Origin of the sequence: Candidatus Methylobacter oryzae (genome assembly GCF_003994235.2) — a bacterium.
Taxonomy (GTDB): domain Bacteria; phylum Pseudomonadota; class Gammaproteobacteria; order Methylococcales; family Methylomonadaceae; genus Methylobacter_A; species Methylobacter_A oryzae.
This window is the reverse complement of the sequence record NZ_RYFG02000100.1, coordinates 12,672-34,583: the sequence shown is the minus strand read 5'-3', so window position 1 is coordinate 34,583 and position 21,912 is coordinate 12,672. Positions and strand designations below refer to the sequence as shown.

22 protein-coding genes are annotated in these 21,912 nt (G+C 48.6%); 10 read left to right on the top strand and 12 right to left on the bottom strand.

Annotated elements, in window-relative coordinates; all coding sequences use genetic code 11:
* Nucleotide 1 precedes the first annotated feature (1 nt).
* The 6 genes from EKO24_RS12380 to EKO24_RS12355 all read left to right on the top strand — a co-directional run bounded on the left by EKO24_RS12380 (nucleotide 2) and on the right by EKO24_RS12355 (nucleotide 5,051).
* Nucleotides 2–1,363: a sigma-54-dependent transcriptional regulator gene (locus tag EKO24_RS12380; RefSeq protein WP_127029063.1), complete on the top strand. Its 1,362-nt coding sequence runs from the start codon at nucleotides 2–4 to the stop codon at nucleotides 1,361–1,363.
* 117 nt (nucleotides 1,364–1,480) lie between these two features.
* The gene (rplM, locus tag EKO24_RS12375; RefSeq protein ID WP_127029064.1) at nucleotides 1,481–1,909 is read left to right on the top strand and encodes a 50S ribosomal protein L13; all 429 of its coding nucleotides are present in this window, start codon (nucleotides 1,481–1,483) and stop codon (nucleotides 1,907–1,909) included.
* Between the two features lie 11 nt (nucleotides 1,910–1,920).
* The gene (rpsI, locus tag EKO24_RS12370; protein WP_127029065.1) at nucleotides 1,921–2,313 is read left to right on the top strand and encodes a 30S ribosomal protein S9; all 393 of its coding nucleotides are present in this window, start codon (nucleotides 1,921–1,923) and stop codon (nucleotides 2,311–2,313) included.
* Between the two features lie 107 nt (nucleotides 2,314–2,420).
* The gene (locus tag EKO24_RS12365; protein WP_127029066.1) at nucleotides 2,421–3,152 is read left to right on the top strand and encodes a glycosyltransferase family 2 protein; all 732 of its coding nucleotides are present in this window, start codon (nucleotides 2,421–2,423) and stop codon (nucleotides 3,150–3,152) included.
* Nucleotides 3,145–3,423, top strand: coding sequence for a lipid-A-disaccharide synthase N-terminal domain-containing protein (locus EKO24_RS12360; RefSeq protein ID WP_127029067.1), 279 nt, complete (start codon nucleotides 3,145–3,147; stop codon nucleotides 3,421–3,423). The genes EKO24_RS12365 and EKO24_RS12360 overlap by 8 nt, the downstream gene beginning before the upstream one ends.
* A 5-nt stretch (nucleotides 3,424–3,428) precedes the next feature.
* On the top strand, nucleotides 3,429–5,051 hold the full coding sequence (locus EKO24_RS12355; protein WP_127029068.1) for an ArnT family glycosyltransferase: 1,623 nt from the start codon (nucleotides 3,429–3,431) through the stop codon (nucleotides 5,049–5,051).
* Between the two features lie 6 nt (nucleotides 5,052–5,057).
* Here EKO24_RS12355 and EKO24_RS12350 read toward each other — a convergent pair whose 3' ends face one another.
* The 7 genes from EKO24_RS12350 to EKO24_RS12320 form a co-directional block, all read right to left on the bottom strand.
* Nucleotides 5,058–5,243, bottom strand: coding sequence for a DUF6726 family protein (locus EKO24_RS12350; RefSeq protein ID WP_127029069.1), 186 nt, complete (start codon nucleotides 5,241–5,243; stop codon nucleotides 5,058–5,060).
* 61 nt (nucleotides 5,244–5,304) lie between these two features.
* The gene (locus EKO24_RS12345; protein WP_127029070.1) at nucleotides 5,305–6,318 is read right to left on the bottom strand and encodes a Gfo/Idh/MocA family protein; all 1,014 of its coding nucleotides are present in this window, start codon (nucleotides 6,316–6,318) and stop codon (nucleotides 5,305–5,307) included.
* Between the two features lie 27 nt (nucleotides 6,319–6,345).
* On the bottom strand, nucleotides 6,346–6,606 hold the full coding sequence (locus tag EKO24_RS12340; RefSeq protein ID WP_127029071.1) for a DUF5062 family protein: 261 nt from the start codon (nucleotides 6,604–6,606) through the stop codon (nucleotides 6,346–6,348).
* Nucleotides 6,587–7,327: an arginyltransferase gene (locus tag EKO24_RS12335; protein WP_127029072.1), complete on the bottom strand. Its 741-nt coding sequence runs from the start codon at nucleotides 7,325–7,327 to the stop codon at nucleotides 6,587–6,589. Before EKO24_RS12335 ends, EKO24_RS12340 begins: the two co-directional genes overlap by 20 nt.
* A 133-nt stretch (nucleotides 7,328–7,460) precedes the next feature.
* Nucleotides 7,461–9,440 carry a transglutaminase-like domain-containing protein gene (locus tag EKO24_RS12330; RefSeq protein ID WP_127029073.1) on the bottom strand — a complete coding sequence of 660 codons (1,980 nt, stop codon included), beginning with the start codon at nucleotides 9,438–9,440 and terminating at the stop codon, nucleotides 7,461–7,463.
* Nucleotides 9,441–9,642: 202 nt separating this feature from the next.
* Complete coding sequence (locus tag EKO24_RS12325; RefSeq protein ID WP_127029074.1) at nucleotides 9,643–10,974, bottom strand: DUF58 domain-containing protein; 1,332 nt, start codon at nucleotides 10,972–10,974, stop codon at nucleotides 9,643–9,645.
* 3 nt (nucleotides 10,975–10,977) lie between these two features.
* Nucleotides 10,978–11,934, bottom strand: coding sequence for an AAA family ATPase (locus tag EKO24_RS12320; RefSeq protein WP_127029075.1), 957 nt, complete (start codon nucleotides 11,932–11,934; stop codon nucleotides 10,978–10,980).
* A 319-nt stretch (nucleotides 11,935–12,253) separates the two neighbouring features.
* On the opposite strand from EKO24_RS12320, the gene EKO24_RS12315 reads away from it, so the two are divergent.
* Together EKO24_RS12315 and ftsH are read left to right on the top strand one after the other, a co-directional pair.
* On the top strand, nucleotides 12,254–13,600 hold the full coding sequence (locus tag EKO24_RS12315) for a sigma-70 family RNA polymerase sigma factor (RefSeq protein WP_127029076.1): 1,347 nt from the start codon (nucleotides 12,254–12,256) through the stop codon (nucleotides 13,598–13,600).
* Nucleotides 13,601–13,685: 85 nt separating this feature from the next.
* Nucleotides 13,686–15,623 carry an ATP-dependent zinc metalloprotease FtsH gene (gene ftsH, locus EKO24_RS12310; RefSeq protein ID WP_127029077.1) on the top strand — a complete coding sequence of 646 codons (1,938 nt, stop codon included), beginning with the start codon at nucleotides 13,686–13,688 and terminating at the stop codon, nucleotides 15,621–15,623.
* Between the two features lie 19 nt (nucleotides 15,624–15,642).
* Here the strand turns inward: ftsH and EKO24_RS12305 are convergent, their stop codons facing one another.
* From EKO24_RS12305 to EKO24_RS12295, 3 genes are all read right to left on the bottom strand, one after another.
* On the bottom strand, nucleotides 15,643–15,900 hold the full coding sequence (locus EKO24_RS12305; RefSeq protein ID WP_127029078.1) for a hypothetical protein: 258 nt from the start codon (nucleotides 15,898–15,900) through the stop codon (nucleotides 15,643–15,645).
* A 174-nt stretch (nucleotides 15,901–16,074) separates the two neighbouring features.
* Nucleotides 16,075–16,593, bottom strand: a complete 519-nt coding sequence (locus EKO24_RS12300; RefSeq protein WP_127029079.1) for a YMGG-like glycine zipper-containing protein — start codon at nucleotides 16,591–16,593, stop codon at nucleotides 16,075–16,077.
* Between the two features lie 10 nt (nucleotides 16,594–16,603).
* A complete protein-coding gene (locus EKO24_RS12295) occupies nucleotides 16,604–16,936 on the bottom strand; it encodes a hypothetical protein (RefSeq protein WP_127029080.1) in 333 nt (110 codons plus the stop codon).
* Between the two features lie 468 nt (nucleotides 16,937–17,404).
* Here EKO24_RS12295 and EKO24_RS12290 point away from each other — a divergent pair, with 468 nt between their 5' ends.
* Nucleotides 17,405–17,899: a Crp/Fnr family transcriptional regulator gene (locus tag EKO24_RS12290; protein ID WP_161990599.1), complete on the top strand. Its 495-nt coding sequence runs from the start codon at nucleotides 17,405–17,407 to the stop codon at nucleotides 17,897–17,899.
* 250 nt (nucleotides 17,900–18,149) lie between these two features.
* Here the strand turns inward: EKO24_RS12290 and EKO24_RS12285 are convergent, their stop codons facing one another.
* On the bottom strand, nucleotides 18,150–19,460 hold the full coding sequence (locus EKO24_RS12285; protein ID WP_127029082.1) for a DUF3422 family protein: 1,311 nt from the start codon (nucleotides 19,458–19,460) through the stop codon (nucleotides 18,150–18,152).
* A gap of 62 nt (nucleotides 19,461–19,522) precedes the next feature.
* On the bottom strand, nucleotides 19,523–20,164 hold the full coding sequence (locus EKO24_RS22710; RefSeq protein ID WP_127029083.1) for a J domain-containing protein: 642 nt from the start codon (nucleotides 20,162–20,164) through the stop codon (nucleotides 19,523–19,525).
* Between the two features lie 415 nt (nucleotides 20,165–20,579).
* Here EKO24_RS22710 and EKO24_RS12275 point away from each other — a divergent pair, with 415 nt between their 5' ends.
* Entirely contained in the window at nucleotides 20,580–21,893 is a 1,314-nt protein-coding gene (locus tag EKO24_RS12275) for an alpha/beta hydrolase (RefSeq protein WP_127029084.1), read from the top strand.
* Nucleotides 21,894–21,912: the final 19 nt, after the last annotated feature.

Genomic DNA, 21,912 nt, shown 5'->3' with positions numbered 1-21,912 from the left:
TATGAGTGCACAAACACCACGTATATTGGTTATAGATGATGAGCCGGACATTCGCCGACTGGTCTGCGAGATTCTTGAAGACGAGGGTTACCAAGTTGCAGCGGCTGAGAGCGCTAGTGCTGCCAGGGAGTTAAAATGCTCTAAGGCGCCCGATTTGATTCTGCTTGATATTTGGATGCCGGATACTGACGGCATTACTTTATTGAAAGAATGGGTTGCGGAAGAGGCCATGCTTTGTCCCGTCGTTATGATGTCGGGACATGGATCCGTTGAAGCGGCTGTTGAAGCAACACGGTTGGGAGCTTACGACTTTCTTGAGAAGCCGCTGTCTTTGGCAAGATTATTATTGATTGTAGAAAGAGCCTTGGAAGCCAGTAGCCTGCAAATAGAAAATGCGGGGCTGAAGCAACAGCTGCATACGGATATTGATCCGGTTGGTAAGAGCGCTACTGTCGCGAGACTAAAGGATCAATTAAAACGCTTGGCCCAGCATGATGCCCGGGTATTGTTTGTTGGTGAGGCCGGCGCTGGTAAGGAAATGTACGCCCGTTATCTGCACAATAACAGTGCGCATCGGGACGGCCCTTTCGTGGATGTAGCCGTAAGCAGCATATCGCCGGAAAATTCGGCGGTGGAATTTTTCGGCAAGGAAGATGCAGGTAAGATTTATCCGGGTTTATTGGAAAGAGCGCATAAGGGTACGCTATTTTTAGGCGAGATTTGCGGTATGGACAAGGAAACCCAATTAAGATTGCTTGGGGCATTGGAGTCCAGCTCTTTCTTGCGGGTAGGCGGTAGCGAGGCGGTACGCGTCGATGTTCGCGTGGTAGCGTCAACTCGTATCATCTTGGATGAGGAGGTCAAAGCCGGGCGTTTCCGGCAAGATTTGTACTATCTGCTTAATGAAGTCTCGCTCGATATTCCGCCGCTTCGGGAGCACAGCGAGGATGTACCGGCATTGCTGAGCTTTTATGTCGACTATTTCGTCAGCCAGGACAGATTGCCGTTCCGGAAATTTTCGATGGCGGCGCAAAACTTCTTGCGTAATTACAGTTGGCGCGGCAATGTCCGGGAATTGAAAAATCTGGTGCAGCGATTGATGATTTTGGGGGTTGGTGAAGATATTGAGATGGATGAAGTCAAGGCGGCTCTAGGCTCGGTCATTGGCGATAATGTTACCTCACATTCAGTGCCTGAATTTTTTAATTTACCGTTAAAAGAGGCTAGGGATCATTTTGAGAAAGCTTATCTGGAATACCATTTTGAGAGAACAGGCGGCAGTGTTGCCAAATTGTCAGCCGCTGTCGGTATGGAGCGGACTCATCTTTACCGCAAGTTACATTCATTAAACATTAAGTTATAATAAAGCACTAAATGAATAGTTCTTTTCATTAAAAAACAAATAAGCTTGAAAGATGAGTCAATTCTTAGTACAATTTGGCTTTTTTCATATTGCCTTTAACCGAAAGCCTAAGTAACGATGAAAACATTTAGTGCAAAGCCAGCAGAAGTTAAGCGTGATTGGTACGTGATCGATGCAGAAGGAAAGACACTTGGTCGTCTCGCTTCTGAAATTGCTCTACGCCTTCGCGGTAAACATAAACCAGAATACACACCGCATGTTGATACCGGTGATTACATTATTGTAGTAAATGCAGAGAAAATAGGCGTTACAGGCAATAAAGAAAATGATAAATTGTATCAGCGTCATACAGGTTACATTGGTAATCTTAAGACTGTTACATTGGGGAAATTGAGAAAAACTTTCCCTGATCGTATTCTTACTACAGCAGTTAAAGGAATGTTACCTAACAATCCATTGGGTCGTGCAATGTTCAAGAAATTGAAAGTTTATGCAGGTCCTGAACACGATCATCAGGCTCAACAGCCACAAGTACTAGAATTATAAGCGGGTAGATCATGGCAGCAGCTCAGTACTACGGAACAGGTCGTCGTAAATGTGCAATCGCACGTGTTTACGCAACAACAGGTACCGGAAAAATCACTATTAACACAAAAGCTATCGAACAATATTTTGGTCGTAAAACCGACCAGATGGTTTCCCGTCAACCGTTGGGATGTGTTGATCTGGAAGGTAAACTCGATATTAATGTAATCGTTAAAGGCGGTGGTCCATCTGGCCAAGCTGGCGCTATTCGTCACGGTTTGACACGCGCATTGATGGCGTACGATGAAACTTTGCGCCCGGCGCTTAGAAAAGCGGGTTTTGTTACTCGCGATTCACGCGTTGTAGAACGTAAAAAAGTTGGTTTGCACAAAGCCAGAAAACGTCCTCAGTACTCGAAACGTTAATCAATTATTTCACTATGTGGTAACTCCGTTACGCATGTGGGGATAGAAAGGGCTGCATTCGTAAGGATGCGGCCCTTTTTTATGGAGATTTAGAGGAGGTAAGGGCTGTGGAAGTTTCGGTTGTTGTTCCTGTTTATAATGAAGCCGATAATATTGGCGCTTTGATCGCAGAGATCGTTGCAGCAATGAGCCAAGCAAAGGCTTATGAAATTATTTATGTCGATGACGGCAGTAATGATAATACAGCGGCAGTTCTAAAGCAGATACAACAAGACATCAAAACGTTACGGGTAATTCGCCACCAGCAAAGTTGCGGACAAAGCACCGCCATTTTTACCGGAGTAAAAGCGGCAACGTATCCCTGCATCGCAACCTTGGACGGCGATGGGCAAAATGATCCTGCCGATATTCCCCGTTTGTATGAGGTATTGATGCGGCAGAGGAAAATAACAAGTAATTTGTTGATGGTCGCCGGGTGGAGAAACAAACGCCATGATTCCGCTTGGAGGCTTTTTTCATCGAAAGTAGCTAATGCCATTCGTTCGCGTTTATTAGGCGATAATACGCCGGATACCGGTTGCGGTTTAAAGCTCTTTCTAAGAGATGAGTTTTTAGTATTGCCGTATTTTGATCATATGCATCGTTTCTTGCCCGCGTTGATTTTAAGAGCCGGAGGACAGGTTATCTCTGAGCCGGTAAATCACAGGGCCAGGGTTCATGGTTATTCGAAGTACGGCACATTAGACCGGCTTTGGGTGGGAATTACCGATATATTAGGCGTTATATGGCTGCAAAAGCGTGCAAAACTGCCGGAGGCACACGAAGTTGAACGTGGATAAAGAAACTATTTGGCTGATTATAGGTTTTGTCGGGCAAGCGCTATTTTCAGCCCGGTTTATAGTGCAATGGCTTAAAAGCGAACGCGAGAAGAAAAGCGTATTTCCTATCGCTTTTTGGTATTTCAGCATTGGCGGCGGTGTCACGTTGCTAGCCTATGCCGTTTATCGTGAAGATCCGGTTTTCATTGTCGGGCAACTGACCGGCCTGTTTATCTATTTCCGCAACCTGTATTTCGTGGTTCACGAGCGTAAAAATTTAGGCATCGAATAATCGCCATGTATCGATTGCTGTCTGTCAGGCTTTGGATTGTTCTGCTTTGGTGTATTGTAACTATTGCCAACCTGTACATTCGGCCATTATTTCCGATCGATGAAACCCGTTATGCCGCCGTTGCATGGGAAATGTGGCTTAGGAATGACTTCCTCGTCCCTTATTTAAACGCAGAAACTTACAGCCACAAACCGCCGTTGTTATTTTGGCTAATGCAGTTAAGTTGGTGGTTGTTCGGTATTAACGATTGGTCGCTACGCCTGATTTCACCGCTTTTTTCGTTGGCAGCCTTATTTTTATCCGGTGCGGTAGCGCGCAGTTTATGGCCTGATCGTGAACGGACTGAGGCGCTTACTCCGCTGATATTGCTGGGACTGTCTTTTTGGGCAATCTACGGCACATTGACGATGTTCGATATGATGCTGGCGTTTTTTGCATTATTGGGCATCTACAGTCTTCTAAAACTCATTGATTCGGGCTTATCTTTAAAATATTGGCTGCTATTAGGGCTAGCGATCGGCGGCGGTGTTCTAAGCAAAGGTCCGGTAATCTTGTTGCATATTTTGCCTGTTGCGTTGTTGGCTCCCTGGTGGTTGAAAATCCCCGGCTTCCGCTGGAAGCATTGGTATCTTGGGGTGATTGCCGCAGTCCTAATCGGAGCCATGATCGCGTTATGCTGGGCAATACCGGCTGGAATTGCCGGAGGAGAGGATTATAGAAAGGCGATTTTCCTGGGGCAGACGAGCGGGCGCTTGGTCGAATCCTTTGCGCATAAGCTGCCATGGTGGTGGTACTTGGAAATTTTGCCATTGCTGTTATTGCCGTGGCTGCTGTTGAAGCCTTTATGGAGCGGATTGCGCCAACTTACGTCTCAGGATTGGGGCGTCAGATTTTGTTTGGCTTGGGCGATGCCGGTTTTTACCGCGTTCTGCTTAATCAGCGGCAAGCGCCTTCATTATTTATTACCTTTAGTTCCAGCGATGGCCTTGATATTGGCGCGGGCAGCGGACCAGGTAACGGAACCTGGGCGCTGGGAACGGGCTCACCGTGTTGCGATGGCGATTTTCGGATTGCTGGGCATACTATTAATATTGTTACCCCGGTTAAATGAAATTTACCATTGGCGAGCCGAGTTATCGTTAATATCGCCGCTGTGGGGAAGCCTGCTGGTCGTTTGTGCGATAATTTTTGGAATAAGCAACGCAAAAACTGCACAGGATTCAGTGCTATCCGTTTGTGTGGCTTCCCTTGCCACATTAATCACCGTGAGCGGCGGATTTTTCGATGCCCAATTCGAGCGTTACGATACAAAGCCTGCCGCTCAAACGATTGCCGCATTAATGGATCAGAATAGCGATATTGCTTTTTACGGCAGTAAGTATCACGGGCAATATCATTTTTCCGGGCGCCTTAAGCAGCCGATTACCGTCGTGCCGGATATAACCGATCTATACGCTTGGGCCGGGCATCATCAGAGCGGTTACATCATCGTGATCTATAAACACTCAGAATCTCTGCCTGAGTCATTGATCAGTTATCACTATCCTTTCAAAGGCCAAAACATAGGTTTAATTTCTTGCCGGACACTGCTGGCTAACCCGGAACTAAAATCTATTTTGAAGCCATAACTCACCTTAGATAGGAATATCATCCACGCTGTCAGCCGCGCTATCGATTGCATCATGAGCGCTGTTGCCAACGCCCGGTACGATGGATACGACCGCTCCGCCTAAACGCATCGGTACGGAAGCCACTTTGGTTAATACGCAGCCTTGCAAGATAAAGGCTATCGCGGATAAGAATATAATTTTTAACTTCATTTTTAATCTCTTCATAATTCGTCCGGAACGCCAAGCTCTCCGAACATGTGAAAAACAGGTCCTAACCCAGTTTGACTCGTTGCCCGGTAGCCGCCGATTGCAATGCGCCAACGATGATTTGGCAATTGGCTTTCGCATCGTCCAGTGACAGGGCGGGAGCATTGCCGTTTAACGCGCAATCGCTAAAATGCTCGATTTCCAGCCGGAAATGATTAGCCGCAGCTAACCGCTCTTCGCCTTGTTCGCCTGCTTCGGTCCACCATGACACCACCGGCACGTCGCCGGGCATAGCCCAGACATTGTGGCATTTAATGCCGCCTTTAGTACCGATCAGTTCATATTCGCAACGCCTTGCGCGCTCAAAGCTGAAATCGAAATGCGCATATTTACCGTCGCCGAAATCGACGATACCGCTAGCCGCTGTGTCAGCACCACTTTCAATATATTTCGCTATAGCCGTTACCGAGACAGCAGGTTGATCGAAGAACATCCTTGCCGAATGGATCGCATAACAACCGATGTCCCACATCGCCCCGCCGCCGTTTTCGACATTTTCAGCCAGTCGGTACAAGCGGGCAGGCCGCATCATGAAAGAATAGCTGGAGCGCACCGACCTGACTTCGCCAATGATTCCCGAATCAATCAATTCCCGCACCCTGGCATGTTGCGGATGGAAACGGTACATGAAGCCTTCCATAACGGTGACTTTATGCTTCAGCGCCGCGGCTTGAATCGCCGCTATGTCGCTCACAGTCAGCGCCATAGGCTTTTCGCATAGCACATGTTTGCCGTGCTCGATAGCAAGCAAGGTCCATTCGGCATGTTCGCGATTAGACAACGGCAGATACACCGCATCGACTTCCGGATCGTCAAGCAATGTGTTGAGGTCATCGTAAGCCCGAACCTGCTGCTGTTGCGGCGCGTACTGAGCCAGGGTTTGCGCGGCGGCTCCGGGGCGGCGGCTGGCTATCGCAACCAGTTCGGCATTGGCGGCTTCAACGATAGCCGGCATTAGACGTTCGTTGATGCGTGCCGCGCCTAAAATGCCCCAGCGCAATTTGGTTTTATTATTCATCGGATTACCTTTAATGTATGGGTTCGATTATTTTAAGAGAGGGTGATCTTTGGGTAATTGACGTGCAATCCATAATGCTAATTTGTGTTTCATATTGACCCCGTTTTCCTGGTCGATAGCCAAGGGCTGAATCAAGCGGTCATGGACCAGCAGGCGATAAAGGCATTCGACCTTGTCTTTTGCCGCATCGGTTGAAGAAAATCCTGAGTAGCCACGGTTCTTTGCATAATTTTCGGCAACCTCTACCGCTTTTTTCAAAAGCAGAGGTTCATTCTTTAATTTGGCCATTGATGCTTTCCTCCGGGGTAACGATGTTTAAAAAGTTCCACTGTTGATTAATAAAGCCTTGCAGCGGTTGGTATTGAACTTTGTAATTCATTTTTCGGCAACCGGCAATCCAATATCCCAAATACAGCCAATCCAAGCCTTGTTCCTGCGCATGTTGAATCTGCCATAACACTGCATAAACGCCGAGGCTAAGGTTGGAAAACCTTGGCTCAAAGAAGGTATAAACGGCGGACAGGGCATTATCGAGACGATCTACAACGGCCACGGCGGCAAGTTCACCGGCATAAGAAAATTCTACAAATACGGTATCGCACCATGAGCTGCCTAAAAAATGCAGGTAGTCATCGGGGCTGGAGTTGGCCATGCTGCCTTCGGTATGACGTTGATTCTGGTAACGCAGATAAAGATCGTAATGCGCTTGCTCGAAAGCCGCGGGCTTGATGATTGCGGTGGTTTGCCGGTTTTTTTGCAAACAGCGCTTTTGCTTGCGAGTGGGTTTAAATTGCGCAACGGGCAAGCGCACCGGAACGCATTGCGAGCATTCTGCGCATCGGGGACGGTAAACATCGTCGCCGCTACGTCTGAAACCGTTAGCAATCAATTGAGAATAAACAGCCGTGTCAAGTTCAAATGAAGGATGAACGAATGCGGTTTGCGCCGGCTTGTCTTCCAAGTAACTGCAAGGATGCGGAGCGGTAAGTAATAATGGGACAGAGGTCATAAGCGATTCAACACGTAGTCGATGGATAGCATCATTTTATACCCAGAGAGGCTAAGCTTCGTTTGAGCAGGCAAGCTCTGCCCAACTCAGCTTTAAAATTGTCGACATCATACCCGATGCGCGCCTCGCCATGTTAATGCCTGGCCGCTTCGTTGCGGAAATGCTCGAGCCATGCATTTGCTTGCTGCCGTAACAGCTGTCTTTGCTCGTCTGAAAGTCCCAGCGGGTCGAATCGTAATTGATAATGAAGTTTATAAAGCCGGCTCAGCTCAGGCGCTTGCAAGCGCTCGACCCATTCTTGGATGCTTTCGTTATGTAGCCGGGCTCGGTCGGTATTTTGTAAGCCTTGCTCGATCAGGTAAAACTCGGAATCGAGCCCTTGGCAACAAGGTTTAAGCATTGCCGATTGTTTATTTTGCGTCTTCCTGCTTAATTTTTGTTTTGCGGAATAAAGCCGCCATGCCAGATAAATCGTTAGCAGTAGTGCGGCAATTAACTCCAGTTTAGCGTTTTGTTGTCGGCTTTGTTGAAGCTGCCATTCCCTAAAATGGAACAGGCAATTCGACCACCAGTCTGCTACCGGTTGCCACAGGCTTGCGTGCTCGGATTCCATGGCCAGCCATTGCGAGGGCGTGGAATCGACAGCCCGCCAAAGACCGTCTATATAAGCAATCGCCCAGGCATGGGCATGACGGCTGCGGACAATATATAAATCCTGCCGATTGTCGTATTCGCCGACCGAATAGCCGTTTGCTAAGCGCGCCGGTATTCCGGCTTGCCTGAGTAATAATACCGTTGCGGCGGCAAAATATTCGCAATGGCCGGCCTTGCGTTTGAGCATGAAGTCCCTTAAAGCCAGATCGGCATTTGCTTGATTGCCCAAGTAAAGGCTGTAAAAAAAATTATGTTGGAAATGGCTTTTGATCAGCTCGACGATGGTTTCGGGGCGCTGCCCGGCCAACTTTAATTCATCGGCAATCTGTTGCAACCAATCGAGGTGTTGTTTGGGGACTAGCAGGTCGTATTTGCTTGGAGCGCCGGTTCTTCTGTCGGTATAGAAAGCCTGGTAGCGGGCGAATCTTGGCGACAAGTTCGCTTTCACCGCGCCCAGTTCGGTATATTGCAGATAAGCGTCATCGAGTCCTGTTATTTTCACCGTGCCGTCCGGCAGCGCCAACACTGACTGCCGGTTAAGCTGTTGCAGGATTTCCAGTTGTTTCAGCGGCCCGTTTTCGCTTGGCTTGAACGGATTTTCAGGCATGAACAGATGCTTTGAAGCCAGCCAGCTATGGCCGAGATAAAGGTCGTAGCTGGCTTGGTGCAGCAATAACGGGCCGTCGGCTTTCAGGCGGAATTCGATTTTGTCGGATAACTTTAACTCGCCGACATCGCCGATAGAGGTTTGTCCTTTAAACGGATCGCTTTGCCAATTGCTGAGCCATGCAATCGACTTTTCTTCGACTAAAGTGTGTAACTGTCTTAAGCCCTGATAACCGAAATAGCTGACGCCGATTGCCAAGACGATAGATAGCAACCACAGCGGCACCGAGGAATGTTTAGGCCGGATAGTCCAAAGAATGCCGGTAAACAGCGCTGTCGCAATAATAAAGTAAAGCGGCGATTGCACATTGGCGGCCCCGGCGCTTAATACCGTCAATGCCGCGTAAGGCTGGATAAAATCAATCTCCCTGAATAGCCGTATAACGCCGGACTCCCTGTTATAGAGTGAAGTGTAGGGCAATTTAAAATCAGCTAGTTCGGGATTCTGTTTACGCAATGAATAAAACAGCGTCGCTAACGGCAAGCTCTGGGCACTGCTGAATAATTGCGCAAATAACGCCGGCGCAAACAGGACCGGCAGCCACTTTAACAGCACAAAAATAGGCCGTTCGGTGGGTTGTAAAATATAGACGTCGATTAATAGCAGTATCACCAGCAATGCCGATAGATCGCCGCAACGGTAAAACTGGGTTGAGCTGATCTGCCAACGCCACGCGCTGTATTTGCCGGCAACGATTGCAAATAGCAGCCCGAAAGCGGCCGGCCAGGTTTCCGATAACCAGCCCCATGACAATAAACTGAAGCTTAGAAACAGCAGGTCTTTGTTCATCATGAAAAAACTATGTTGTCCACGAAAGGCACGAAAAGCACGAAAGTATTCGAGCGGAGTAAAACGGGGCTGTGATTTTTAGTAGGGAGCGCCGTGCGCATCTTAGCTCCCAAGGCGCGCCCTACGGTTGCATCAATATAACGTGCAGATATATTTTGTGCCTTTCGTGTTTTTCGTGGATAAATACAAAACACAGCTTCTAAGCTCATAGCGCCGCCAGTTGTTCGGCCAGACGGCGATAATCCAGCAAATAAAAATGTTCCGGCTTATTGGCACATTGCTGCTCGCCCAGCGAGCCGTCATGCAACAAAAAAACCGCAACCGGCAAATCGTGCGATAGCAATTGCTTGATGAAATCCTGCCGGACCTGGTCCCAATGCATCAGCACGCAAACCAGGCTGCTGCACAGTCCGATTCTGGCCAGTACGGCTTGCCGTAATTGGGCAAAGGAGTCTTGTTCGCCGGGCTGCACCGCAGCCAGAATTTCCTGTAAATGCGGCAACTGGTCAACGCCGCGCCCGGCCGTGAAACAATACGTCTGCAAACCGACAAACATTAAGTCCAGCAAGGCCTCGTTCTGGCGCTCATTGACTGCAATCGAAGCGGCGACCGAGACCGCCGCTTCGAATTGCTCGGTCGCCGCATCGCCGGCAAAAGTATCCAGCAATAATGCGCGCCGGACAAAATACTCGTCCTGGTATTCTTTAACAATCAGCTTGCCGTGTTTGGCGAAGCTTTTCCAATGAATGCTGTTTAGCGGGTCGCCGCGTTGATAATCGCGTAGCGACATGAATTCGCTGGAATTGCCGACCGAATTGGCCAGCGACACGCCGCCTGCCTGGTATTTGCGTTTTCCGGCCAGTGTTAACGGTTTGATCGGGTAATGCTTGGGCAGTATCAGGCAGCTTTGCCGGGCTTTCAGCACGATCAAGCGCCTGAACAGCCCCAGCAAATCCGGTTTGGCCAGGTAACTGTCGGTAAAAGTGATAGTGCCGCGCCGGGTCGGGGTAAAGCTGATCTGTACCTGAAGCGGCGCTTGCGCAAAATCGGGTAAAGCGGTTTCGGCGATTACGCCGCCGCGTTGATAAGCCAGATAGCGTAGCCAGCGCCGGAAGTTGACGACCTGCTTAAACCACGGGGATTGGTGCAATTGATAAAATTTAAGTAATTGCGTCGCGCTGGGTTGAATCTCGGCCAACTGTTCGCATAGTGCCAGGCGGCCGTATGTCCGGGGCGTTAAATTGGTCAGCGTGACGGTGTAGCGTAGCGGTTCGCCAACCATGCCGTAACGGGGCAGGCGGCGGTTTAAGGTGACTTTGAGGCGATTAAAAGAGCTGTTCAATATCGATAAAACCAGCAATACCAATAAAAATACAAACAGTTGGTAAGTGGTGCTTTGTTTGGTATTCACGCCGAAAACCGCGGCGGCGATCGTAAAGGCGATGACCAGATGGCCGGTAAACGTAAAGTGCCGCCGCATCCAGTTGTCGAAACGGTAAACCCTGCGATATTGCCTGAGCAAAAAGCTTTGCAGCATCGTTTAGCCCGGTATCGGGAGGCTATCGACGATTTCCTGCATCAATGTTGCCGCATCAATGCCGGAGAATTTGCTTTGCGAATCCACATTAAGCCGGTGCGAGATCACCGGGATAGCGAGTTCCTTAATCGCATCCGGGGTGACAAACTCAAAACCGTCCAGCAATGCCAAGGCCTGGGCTGTTTTCATTAATGTTAATGAAGCTCTGGGGCTGGCGCCGAGCTTGATTTCCGGCTTATTCCGGGTCGCCGCGACAATGGCGACAATATAATGTTTAAGTTCTTCGCTGATCCGTATTTGTTTGACCTGGGCCTGCAAGAATTTCATCTCCTCCAGCGTGATGCAGGAATTTAATGTACTTAACGGATGTTGTTGGCCTTGCGAGTTTAAAATGGCGACTTCCTGGGCGGTCGAAACATAACCCAAGCTGAACTTTAGCGCAAAACGGTCCAGTTGCGCTTCAGGCAATGGATAGGTGCCGTGGAATTCAACCGGGTTTTGGGTCGCGACCACAAAAAAAGGCGACGGCAACGGCCTGACTTGCCGGTCTATACTGACCTGGTTTTCCGCCATCGCTTCCAGTAATGCCGACTGGGTTCTGGGCGATGCGCGGTTGATTTCGTCGGCCAGCAAGATATGGCAAAAAACCGGCCCTTGATCGAAACGAAAGCTTTGCTTTTGCGGGTCGAAAATCGAGATGCCCAGAATATCGGACGGCAGCAAATCGGGCGTAAATTGAATGCGTTGAAACTCGGCGTCGCAGGAAACCGCCAAGGCTTTAGCCAGCGTGGTTTTGCCGGTGCCCGGAACATCTTCCAGCAACACATGCCCGCCGGTACTGAATGCCGCCAACAACCAGTGCAACGTGCGCTGCTGCCCGAACATCACTTGTTCTAAATTGCGCAAAAGTTTTTCAAAAATAGAGTGGGCTTGTGCAAAAGGCGGCGAGAGAGTAGTCATGGCGGAAAATCGCTCGTTGTCGGGTTGACGGGGAGGAGGGAACTTGAATCTTCCGCGAAACAGTATAAAGAAAGCCATCCGCTTGATAAAGGATTCAAACGTTAGTTGTTGCAGGGACAAGTCTTTCGTTTGAGTTATTTCTCCGCATCAAATAAAGAAAGCCGTCCATAAGAAACCTTTAATTTAGTAAGATTTTTTTTCAAGAAAATCAGGATTATCATATGTTAAAGAAATAAATTCTATTGACTGCACTATTTTGATAGCAGGGCTCGATTGAGTACGCTTTAAAAAAGAGTGCCGGCACAATGTGGAGGTTACGATGAGTTTGAATAAACCTTTATCAAGACCGGAAGCGTCGATTGTTAATAGTGCCAATGAAGCTGAAGAAAGCGCTGAGCATTGGAATTTTCAAATGGCGAGTAACTTGGAAGACGGTAAAGCGCGGCTGATTAAGGTGCTGTCTCAATTTCCGGCTACAGCATTATGGCTGTTTCATAAATACGAAACGGACAGCCCTAAGCCTGAGCAGGCTGCCGAGGCGATGTCGGCCGCTTTAGCTCAAGTCAAGCATCATTATTTGCTGGCAAGCCTGTCGTTTTCAGGAAGAGGTTTTAATCGTGAGGCTGAATCGGATGAAAAACAGCGTTTAACCGAGACACTGCAAGCGTTTCCTTTTTCTACTGAAGATCTGTCGATGCTGACTGAATTCATTATTTATGCGTTCACGGCCCGCGATGATTGTGATCAATCGGCCAATCGGAATGTCAAAAGTCATTCCGATTGGATTTCCAAACGATTGGAAGGGTCAAGCAGGCGTTATAAGTTAAATTTGCCTGATATAATTGAAAACATGTGCAGCAGTCAATTTGATCAGCAGTTTCTCTTTTTATCCGGGACCGATATGCGGCAATACGTGACGGATATGATTTTTGCCGAACGTCTTTGGTTAAATTCAAGACGGGCATTGGCAGAGGCAAATTCCGGGCTGGTTTCATTTATAGCCAACCAGTACAAATGCGGATTTTTAGACTTTGACGACTTGGTTCAAGAAGGTCAAACCGGCTTATTAAAGGCTATTGATAAATTTGATCATCATTTGGGCTTTCAATTTTCAACTTACGCGGCATACTGGATCAAGCAGGCTATTTCCCGCGCCTTGTCGCGTAACGAAAGGGTCGTGCGCGTGCCTTGCGAGCAGGTGGCGAATATTCATAAAGTGCTGAGGGCTAAAAGTGAATTGCTTTCGAAAATGGGTAGAGAGCCTTCCATTAAAGAATTAAGCGAATATTCAAAAATACCCGATGATCAAATTAATGTTATTTTATCTATTTCGCAAACGGCAATATCGTTGGAGAATTCGGATGAAGATGACGATGAATCATTAGCACCCATTGATGTTTTGGAGCAGCGGGTTTTTGCGAATCCATTTAAAAAAATAGAACAATCGGATCTTAAGGCTTGGATCGGCAAAGCAATAAATACCCTGAATCCGAGAGAATTAAAGGTTATTTGTTGCCATTTCGGCGTTAATACCGATAATGAAATGACATTGCAGGAAATTGGCGCGGAACTTAACTTAACCAGAGAGAGGGTTAGGCAGATTCAGGTCAAGGCGCTCAATAAAATGAAACTGAGCTATGGTAAGCAATTAGTGAGTTTTTTATGATTAACTCGTTAGCAAGCAGTCGCATCGATTCCTTAATCCTGCGCGGAGCTTCTTTATCCATGGCAGTTGTAACCAGGAGATACACATGAAAAAACATTTGTTTAATATTCTGATCATCTGCGTCGTCATTGCCGGCGGCTATTTGATCTACGACCGCCTACATTCCACGCCTCCGGTAGAAAATACCTTGGCTTATTCCGATTTTATCAGCAAGGTAAAGCACGGACAGGTTGAGCGTGTGGAAGTTTCCGGTCAGCAACTTGGCGTTCGAACTTCAGACGGGCAAAACTACCAGACATTCAATCCCGGTGACGGCCATTTAATTGACGATCTTCTGAGTGCCGGCGTTCAGATAAGAACAGTGCCTCCTGAGCAGGAAACTTTCCTGATGAGAGTCTTTATCTCCTGGTTCCCGATGCTGTTAATGATCTTGGTGCTGATCATTTACATGCGCAGAATGCAAGGCGGCATGGGCGGGGGCGGTTTTGGCAAGAGCAAGGCCAAATTGCTTGAAGAAGATAAAATGACCGTCACTTTCAGCGATGTGGCCGGCTGCGAGGAAGCCAAAGAAGAAGTGGCCGAGTTGGTCGATTTTTTGCGCGATCCGCAAAAATTCCAAAAACTGGGCGGGCAAATCCCGCGCGGTATCTTGATGGTCGGTCCTCCCGGCACCGGTAAAACATTGATTGCCAGAGCTATTGCCGGAGAAGCCGGGGTCAAGTTCTTTACCATTTCCGGTTCGGACTTCGTTGAAATGTTCGTCGGTGTCGGTGCGTCCAGGGTTAGGGATATGTTCGCCCAAGCCAAGGAACACGCTCCTTGCATCATATTTATCGACGAAATCGATGCGGTCGGCCGCCAGCGCGGCGGTCCGGGCTTTGGCGGCGGCAACGACGAACGGGAGCAAACCCTGAACCAGTTGTTGGTCGAAATGGACGGTTTTAACGGCAACGAAGGCGTGATCGTGATTGCCGCGACCAACCGTGCCGATGTGCTCGATAAAGCCTTGCTAAGACCGGGCCGTTTCGATCGTCAGGTCAACGTCGGCTTGCCCGACGTGCGCGGCCGCGAGCAAATCCTGAATGTGCATATCAAAAAAGTGCCTGCGGCTGCCGATGTCGAATTGAAATACATCGCCAGGGGGACGCCCGGTTTTTCCGGCGCCGATCTTGCCAATGTGGTTAATGAGGCCGCGCTTTTTGCCGCTCGTTCCAACAAACAGGAAGTCGGCATGGCCGATCTTGAGAAAGCCAAGGATAAAATCCTGATGGGCGCCGAACGGCACACCATGGTCATGACTGAAGAAGATAAGTTGTTAACCGCTTATCATGAAGCAGGGCATTGTATCGTCGGGCAGATGTCTCCGGAGCATGATTCCGTTTATAAAGTCAGCATTATGCCCAGAGGCAGGGCGCTGGGTATTACCATGTTCCTGCCTGATCGCGATCAATACAGCGCCAGCAAGCGCAAGCTGGAAAGCCAGATCGCCAGTTTATTCGGCGGCAGGATTGCCGAGCTGATGATTTACGGCGGCGACCGGGTGACTACCGGCGCATCGAACGATATTGAAAGAGCCACGGAACTGGCTCGCAACATGGTTAAGCGTTGGGGCTTATCCGACAAATTGGGACCGCTGGTTTACGGCGAAGAAAGCGGTCAACCGTTCATGGGCTATCCGGGCGCGCAAGGCAGTTCGGTGTCCGATAATGTCGCCCACCTTATCGATGAAGAAATTCGCGCGGTGATAGATCGCAATTACCAACGCGCGGAAACCATCTTGAAAGAAAATATCGACATTCTGCATAAAATGGCCGATGCATTGATGAAGTGGGAAACTATAGATCGTGTGCAAATCGAGGACTTGATGGCCGGTAAAGAACCCCGGCCGCCCGAAGATGACGACAGTGTGCAAGCGAATGCGGTTTCGGCAGCCAGCAACGATGCGGCAGGGGCTGAAGTGACCGATAAAGCCGATAATAAAGCAGTCAAAGCGGTACCCAAAAAACCAGCCGGGCAGGTTTGACGCATAAGGATAGTCGGTGTTAAACGGGGCGGTGACTTCTTTTTTTATCCGCCCCTATATCCGGGCAATGTCGATGCAAGGATAAACTGCGTAACGATGGGGGCTCGGCTGTGCGAACACTAAATGCTTTCGTCTTCTCTAAAGGCAAACGAAGACAAGATATGTAACCGGTTGCTTTAGATTCCGTCAAACCTTTCAGGCTGTTTTTAACTTCTTGTCTTACTTTTTCCTTACCAATCTGCTGATGCAATTGCATTAAATTTTGCGGCAGTTTCATTCGCCTCTCAATCTCCAATTCCGCGAACTTGGCTTGAGCCTTGGCTTCGACTATGTTTTTCGAGCCGTTATCAAATAGAGATTTTGAAATTCGGTTCAGTTCAGGAATTAATAAAGCAAATCAGCCGAGCTAAACAATGCGGCAGCTTTCACATTGTTTGGTTCGGCATTGAAGTTATTTTTTAGGGGCCGGTGGCGGAGAGCCGGGAGGCGGCGGGGGAATATGCGAAGCGGGCGGCGCTTGACGATAGGTTTCGTTAGAAAATTGTCCCGATACAGGAACTTGGTGACCTTTGGTATACATGCACTGAATATAGGCCATATTATAATGTTGCTGTGCTGCGGACATCGAACTGGCGGCGGTATCCGTCCCGACCAGGCTGCCGCCCAGCAGACCGCTGCCGGCGCCGATAGCGGCTCCGCGTCCGCCACCGATAGCGGCTCCGGCGGCCGCGCCTAAGGCCGTACCGATTGCGGCGCTAGTGATGCCGCTGCTTACCCCCGCTTGATTAGCGGTAGTGCCGCCAACTTCAGAATAAGCGTATTGCTGACAGATAACATCGTCGTTACGAAACTGTTCAAAAGATACGCCGGAACCGGGCAGGACCATAACGCTGGGACCCGTAGGCAAGCTGGCGCAACCGCTGACTGCCAGTATGGCCGTGATCGAAAATAGTCTATAAAAACGCGACATAATGGACTCCTTAACGAGGTGAGGGTGGTATCGGCTCCACTTGTTGCCAACCGCCCGGGCATTCTTTGATATAAGGATAATAACCTTCGAGGGGGCGGCAGTAATACCAGTAGCCGTGCGGATATTGTTGGATCGTGGGAGGAGGTTGTTGAATGTAGACAGGTGGTGCCGCCGGTATCGTGATAACGTTCGGCGGATAATAGGGATAATAAAAAGGATCGCGGTAGTAAGGATAAGGGTAAAGCGGTGCGCCAAAATAAAAACCGAAATTCGAACGAGCCCAATTAACACCGCTATACAAGCAGCAAATCATCATCAGTATTGCCGATAGCATTGCTTTCATTATTTACTCCTTTTAAAAACAGTAGCCGTTTAACAAAGCCTGCGGATAGAAGCAATTTTATGAATTTAAGTTTTTTACTTGCCGATTCGATACCCGTTGCCGAGCGCCGATCGATTATTGTCTAAATCCCAAACATGGGGATTTTAGCAAGCATCGCGACTTCATCGGAGTGTAATGATGAAGAGTTTTTTGTTTTTACTCTATCTTGCCGGTTGCCGTCAAATTTTCACAGCATCAATCGGGAAGATTGAACTTTCTACTGCACAAGGCCGTTGAACATCAAGCTCCTGGCGGATTATCGGCCGGATCATGGATCAGTTCCACGCCAATGAGTGTTTCAATGATTTTAACAATCCGGGCTATGTTTCCAACTGAAAACAAAATGTTCCAGCCTGGATATTGTTACAAAGTTTACAGGCTTAAATGCTATCATTTTGCACAAAATGTAATCCGTCAAACCCCGTTATCATGATTGAAGCCAACGTTCCAAAGTTAATAAGCATTGAAAGTACGCTAGAGTCCAATGCGCAAATATTGGATTCTTCTCACTGGGGAGAAGATTTTACCTGGGAGCAGTTACAGACTGTCAGTTATTATTTCAAGCCTTACGGCGCGCCTAAAGGTACCGTCATTTATAAGGAAGGCGAGCCCGGCTCTTCTATGGGCGTTATCGCCAAAGGAGCCATTGGCGTTTATAAAAACGATAAATTGATATCGACGTTGCGGGTTGGCCGTACTTTTGGCGAAATGTCGGTTATCGATACGCAACCCCGGTCGGCGACTGCGCGTGCGGAAAAGGACACTGTCTTTTTGTCAATGGACAGAAACAGCATGATGATCCTGGCCGATCAGCATCCTGCCTTGGCGTTTAAAATCATTTGGAATATTTCCCGTGCGCTGAGCCAACGGCTCAGGCTTACCAGTGCGCAATTGGCGGAGTTTCTGGCGTCCAATGTTATTTAAGATACAGGTAACTACTCAGCGTATTCTCATATAGAACACGGATGCTGCGGATTAGACGGATAAACACGGATTTAAACTTGGCTTGGGCTTAAAAATCCGTGTAAGTCCGCCCTATCCGTGTCATCCGTCGACTGCATGGATGCAGGAGGTAGAGCAATGCAGGAGCAATTGCCGAGTTCCATTCTTCAGTTACAGATAGAGATGTGTCGCAGGTACAGTCCCAGTTCCTCCACATTTTACCGAACGCATTTCAATGATGATCGGTCGTACTGGCGATGATTTTATGAATCCGTTTAATGCCGATTGCGATGATGATCAATATAAACGGAATCGAAACGCCTTCGACGATTTCCGGATTCACTTTCCAGCCAACCGCATGAAGCGCTTCGGCTATTTTCCCGGTCAGGCTGGCGGCATAATAGGTAATAGCGACCATCGAGATGCCTTCAACCATTTGCTGCATCCGCAGCTGCATTTTTGCCCGTAAAGCCATTGACGACAGTAAGGCCTGGTTTTGCCGTTCAATCAGGCTGTCAACGCGTGTGCGCAGCAACTGGCTGGCGTTGCTGACCCGCTCGGAAAGCTGGGTAAAGCGGCGCGAAACCGATTCGCAGGTATTAACCGCCGGTTCCAAGCGCCGTTTGATGAATTCGCCCAGCGTCTGGATACCTTGAATCCGCACTTCGCGTAAATCGTTGACGCGTTGCTCGACCAATTGATAATAGGCGCTGGCGGCCGCAAAGCGAAAGTGATTGCTGGAAATGTAGTTCTCAACTTCAGCGGCTAGCGTGGTCAACTCATCCAGTAATTTGCCGTCGTTATTATCGGGCAATGTCATTGCATTGGTGATCGTATAAAGCTGCCGGTCGGACTTATTCAATGCCGGGTACAGTTTGCGGGCGATAGGGAAAGCCAGCAAGGCCATCACGCGATACACTTCAATTTCGAACAGCCGTTGCAATAAGCGTCCTGCCTGTGCCGTTCTTAAGCCATGATTAATAATCAAAAAACGGCTGAAACCGTCAACGTGAACGCGAAAATCCGTAAAGACCGAGGCCGCGCCGCCGGTTACTTTGGAGCCGACGACCGGATTGTCGGCAAAATAAGCCGACAGCGTCCCCAAGTCGGCACTTTCGTCGTAATCAATATCGGCGGCCGAGACGATGCTTGCATGAGCCGCAACAATGACCTGTCCTCTTAATTGCGACATCCAGTCCACCGGGACCTTTTTTAAAGCCGGATCGGTAAAAGGGTCCCTAGGCGTGTCCTGTACGTAAAAACTGTAAGTGCTGAACTCGCCGTGCTGCTCCCAACGTATTTGAAAGGAATTAAAGGTTGCGCTAAAGTGATCCGCGTCTTTCTCAGGCGGCGTAACGCCGAATCTCTCGCAGAGCTTTGCCAAATGCTGACGTTCCTGCATTTTTTCGTCACTGGACAGCAATAAGGCAAGATGACTTGCCCTGACCGGCAAATTCAAAACAACGGGAGCCCGGGCGTGAACTTCGTTGTGAAGTACAAATCGTTGCGGATGATTTTCAGGAATGGGGAATAAAGTGGTCACGGGTATTTGGGGAATCTCTTTTAAAGTAATGAGGGGTAGTTTAACTTAAAAACGTAGCGGTCTTATTCAGCCGCTTTCCGGTACCAATAAGCCGCCTTTGTTTCATCCTTCATGACGCCTTGGCCGGTTTGATATTTAAGCGCTAAATTATATTGCGCATTCGAATTGCCTTGTTCCGCGGCTTTTTGGTACCAAGATACGGCTTGAGCATAGTCCTGTGCGACATGTTGGCCCCGGTCGTACATAACGCCTAAATTGAATTGAGCTTTTGCATGGCCTTGCTCTGCCAATTGTTGATAAATCGAAAAGGCTTCTTCATGCCGGCCGCGGTCGTTCAAATCATAAGCATGTTGAAACATGGCCTCGCTATTGGCATTGGATGGTTGCGGTTTATCCTGCTCTTGATCAGCTGGCTCAGGTGCTTCGTTGGTCTCGTCGTTTTCTTTGCCCTGTGTATCCGCACCTTGCTGTTTAGCTTCTTGTTCCTTGATCCAGGCGTTATGTCCGGCCCGCTTAACCGGGTCTATTAATACGGCATAGGAAGAGTTTACCAGCTTAATGACTCTTTCGGCTTCTTCGGGGTTGCCTTGGAATTTATCGGGGTGATAAGTTTGGCAAAGCGCTTTATAGGCGGCTCTGATCACGCTTACCGGGGCGTCTCTTGTAACTTTTAGGTTGTCGTAATGGGTACGTATGTTAGCCATAGAACTTAATTTTTATTAATTTACAGTGAACGAAAATCCCGACAATTATAACCGGTTCTCTCAAATTAACCTTAAAAACGCATGCTCTAAATAGACAAATATGACGGCTTTTCAACCGCAGGATTATCCGGATTTTTCCCAATGTTGAGCGATAGGTAGAGGTCTAAGTAGTGGAAAAGAACCTTATTTACGGCTTATTTGAACCTTTGGCTCAGCCGTAGGTTAACTGTTAGGATTGATAGGGCTGATGTTATTTCGGCTATTAATTTGGCATAAAAATAGCTTGGCGCTATGTTCTTATTCGAAAAGTTAATCCGGTTGCAGTCGAGAGCAGTAATATGGAAAACCACGCTGAAGAACGGGTATTGCCATTGAAAACAGATATTTCGTTAATTTTTATTACGGGCAGAAAAATATGAATGATAAATCATGGATCAGTTTGTCAATTTTGCCGAATCTTACCCAGACTCTGGCTGTTGCCTTTTTCGCAGCTTTACTGACGGGCTGTTCTTGGGGGCCGTCTTTGCCGACACCGGAAGAGCAGTCTGAAAAGATCGAACAGTTTATTACTGAAGGCGGTTATTCCGCTTCACGTAACTACCGGATCGATTCGATACATGAAACTTGGCGGCATGACGGGCAAACCGTTGAAGTCTCAATGCTTGCTCCGAAAACTGTTGGCGTTTATCCGTTAATTATCTATCTGCCTGGCTTAGGCGAGTCTGCCGAGGGCGGACGGCTTTGGCGCGAAACCTGGGCCAAGGCAGGATTTGCGGTTTTTAGCGTACAACCGGCAGAGATTAGCGCTGCGCTTAAAGAATTGGCGCCGATGTTCGGAAAGCCGGGCGATGATCAAGATAACGAGGAAGATTCATCCGACAGCGATAAATCCAGGCCGTCGAGGGCCGTCAGGAACAACGAGCTGCACTATCTGGGGCATCAGTATTTCTCGCAAGCTTCCCTGAAAAAGCGTGTTGACCATCTGCTCTGGGCTTACGCGCAACTCAAACAGCGGGCAACAGCCGGACAAGCCTTATTTAAATCGGCGGATTTGTCGCGAGTGATCATTGCCGGTTATGACCTCGGCGCGCAGACAGTTGAAGAAATGATCGGCGAGAAATTCGAAGCCAATCTTCCGGCAGCTCAGGACATTCATCCGCTTGCCGCGATTTTATTCAGTCCGTCCGTCGATATGGCGCTCGGCAATTTAGCAAACCGCTACAAAAATATTTCCATGCCTTTGCTGGTAGTGACCGGCAGCGACGATGACGATCCCTACGGGATCAGTTCCGCCTATGTCCGCACCGCAATTTGGGAATATGCGCCGCCCGGCAATAAATATTTGTTATTATTGAATAAAGCCGATCATCGCTTATTGGCAGGCTCTAACTTATCGCATCGCCATCAGGCCGATTCTTCAATGCAGGAGTATGCGGAAAAAAACGGCCCCAGCGAGTCTATGCGGCGTTTTGGTATGAGTAATTCCGTTCGAGGCGGCGGCGGGCGAAGAAGCGGCGGTATGGCTGCCGGGCCTTGGACTGGCATGGGCAGGCCGCAGCATGACGGTCGGCAAGACGGCAAACAGGACGCCAAGCATATCGCCGCCGTATTTAGCATCTCGACCGCATTTTTAGACAGTATCAGCAAGTCCGACAAGTTTGCGCAATCGTGGCTGTCCGGAAAATCCGGTCTATGGTTGAAAAAATCTGCCAGTCTAAAAATCAAGTAGATCGTAGGAAAGTAAAAGT

Bases quoted from the DNA above. Each gene is read 5' to 3' on its own strand.
- EKO24_RS12290 (WP_161990599.1), top strand. From the start codon at position 17,405: ATGATTGAAGCCAACGTTCCAAAGTTAATAAGCATTGAAAGTACGCTA.
- EKO24_RS12345 (WP_127029070.1), bottom strand. From the start codon at position 6,318: ATGAATAATAAAACCAAATTGCGCTGGGGCATTTTAGGCGCGGCACGC.
- EKO24_RS12300 (WP_127029079.1), bottom strand. From the start codon at position 16,593: ATGTCGCGTTTTTATAGACTATTTTCGATCACGGCCATACTGGCAGTC.
- rplM (WP_127029064.1), top strand. From the start codon at position 1,481: ATGAAAACATTTAGTGCAAAGCCAGCAGAAGTTAAGCGTGATTGGTAC.
- EKO24_RS12275 (WP_127029084.1), top strand. From the start codon at position 20,580: ATGAATGATAAATCATGGATCAGTTTGTCAATTTTGCCGAATCTTACC.
- EKO24_RS12320 (WP_127029075.1), bottom strand. From the start codon at position 11,934: ATGACTACTCTCTCGCCGCCTTTTGCACAAGCCCACTCTATTTTTGAA.
- EKO24_RS12315 (WP_127029076.1), top strand. From the start codon at position 12,254: ATGAGTTTGAATAAACCTTTATCAAGACCGGAAGCGTCGATTGTTAAT.
- EKO24_RS12305 (WP_127029078.1), bottom strand. From the start codon at position 15,900: ATGAAACTGCCGCAAAATTTAATGCAATTGCATCAGCAGATTGGTAAG.
- EKO24_RS12350 (WP_127029069.1), bottom strand. From the start codon at position 5,243: ATGAAGTTAAAAATTATATTCTTATCCGCGATAGCCTTTATCTTGCAA.
- EKO24_RS12380 (WP_127029063.1), top strand. From the start codon at position 2: ATGAGTGCACAAACACCACGTATATTGGTTATAGATGATGAGCCGGAC.
- rpsI (WP_127029065.1), top strand. From the start codon at position 1,921: ATGGCAGCAGCTCAGTACTACGGAACAGGTCGTCGTAAATGTGCAATC.
- EKO24_RS12330 (WP_127029073.1), bottom strand. From the start codon at position 9,440: ATGATGAACAAAGACCTGCTGTTTCTAAGCTTCAGTTTATTGTCATGG.
- EKO24_RS12355 (WP_127029068.1), top strand. From the start codon at position 3,429: ATGTATCGATTGCTGTCTGTCAGGCTTTGGATTGTTCTGCTTTGGTGT.
- EKO24_RS12335 (WP_127029072.1), bottom strand. From the start codon at position 7,327: ATGACCTCTGTCCCATTATTACTTACCGCTCCGCATCCTTGCAGTTAC.
- ftsH (WP_127029077.1), top strand. From the start codon at position 13,686: ATGAAAAAACATTTGTTTAATATTCTGATCATCTGCGTCGTCATTGCC.
- EKO24_RS12325 (WP_127029074.1), bottom strand. From the start codon at position 10,974: ATGCTGCAAAGCTTTTTGCTCAGGCAATATCGCAGGGTTTACCGTTTC.
- EKO24_RS12295 (WP_127029080.1), bottom strand. From the start codon at position 16,936: ATGAAAGCAATGCTATCGGCAATACTGATGATGATTTGCTGCTTGTAT.
- EKO24_RS22710 (WP_127029083.1), bottom strand. From the start codon at position 20,164: ATGGCTAACATACGTACCCATTACGACAACCTAAAAGTTACAAGAGAC.
- EKO24_RS12340 (WP_127029071.1), bottom strand. From the start codon at position 6,606: ATGGCCAAATTAAAGAATGAACCTCTGCTTTTGAAAAAAGCGGTAGAG.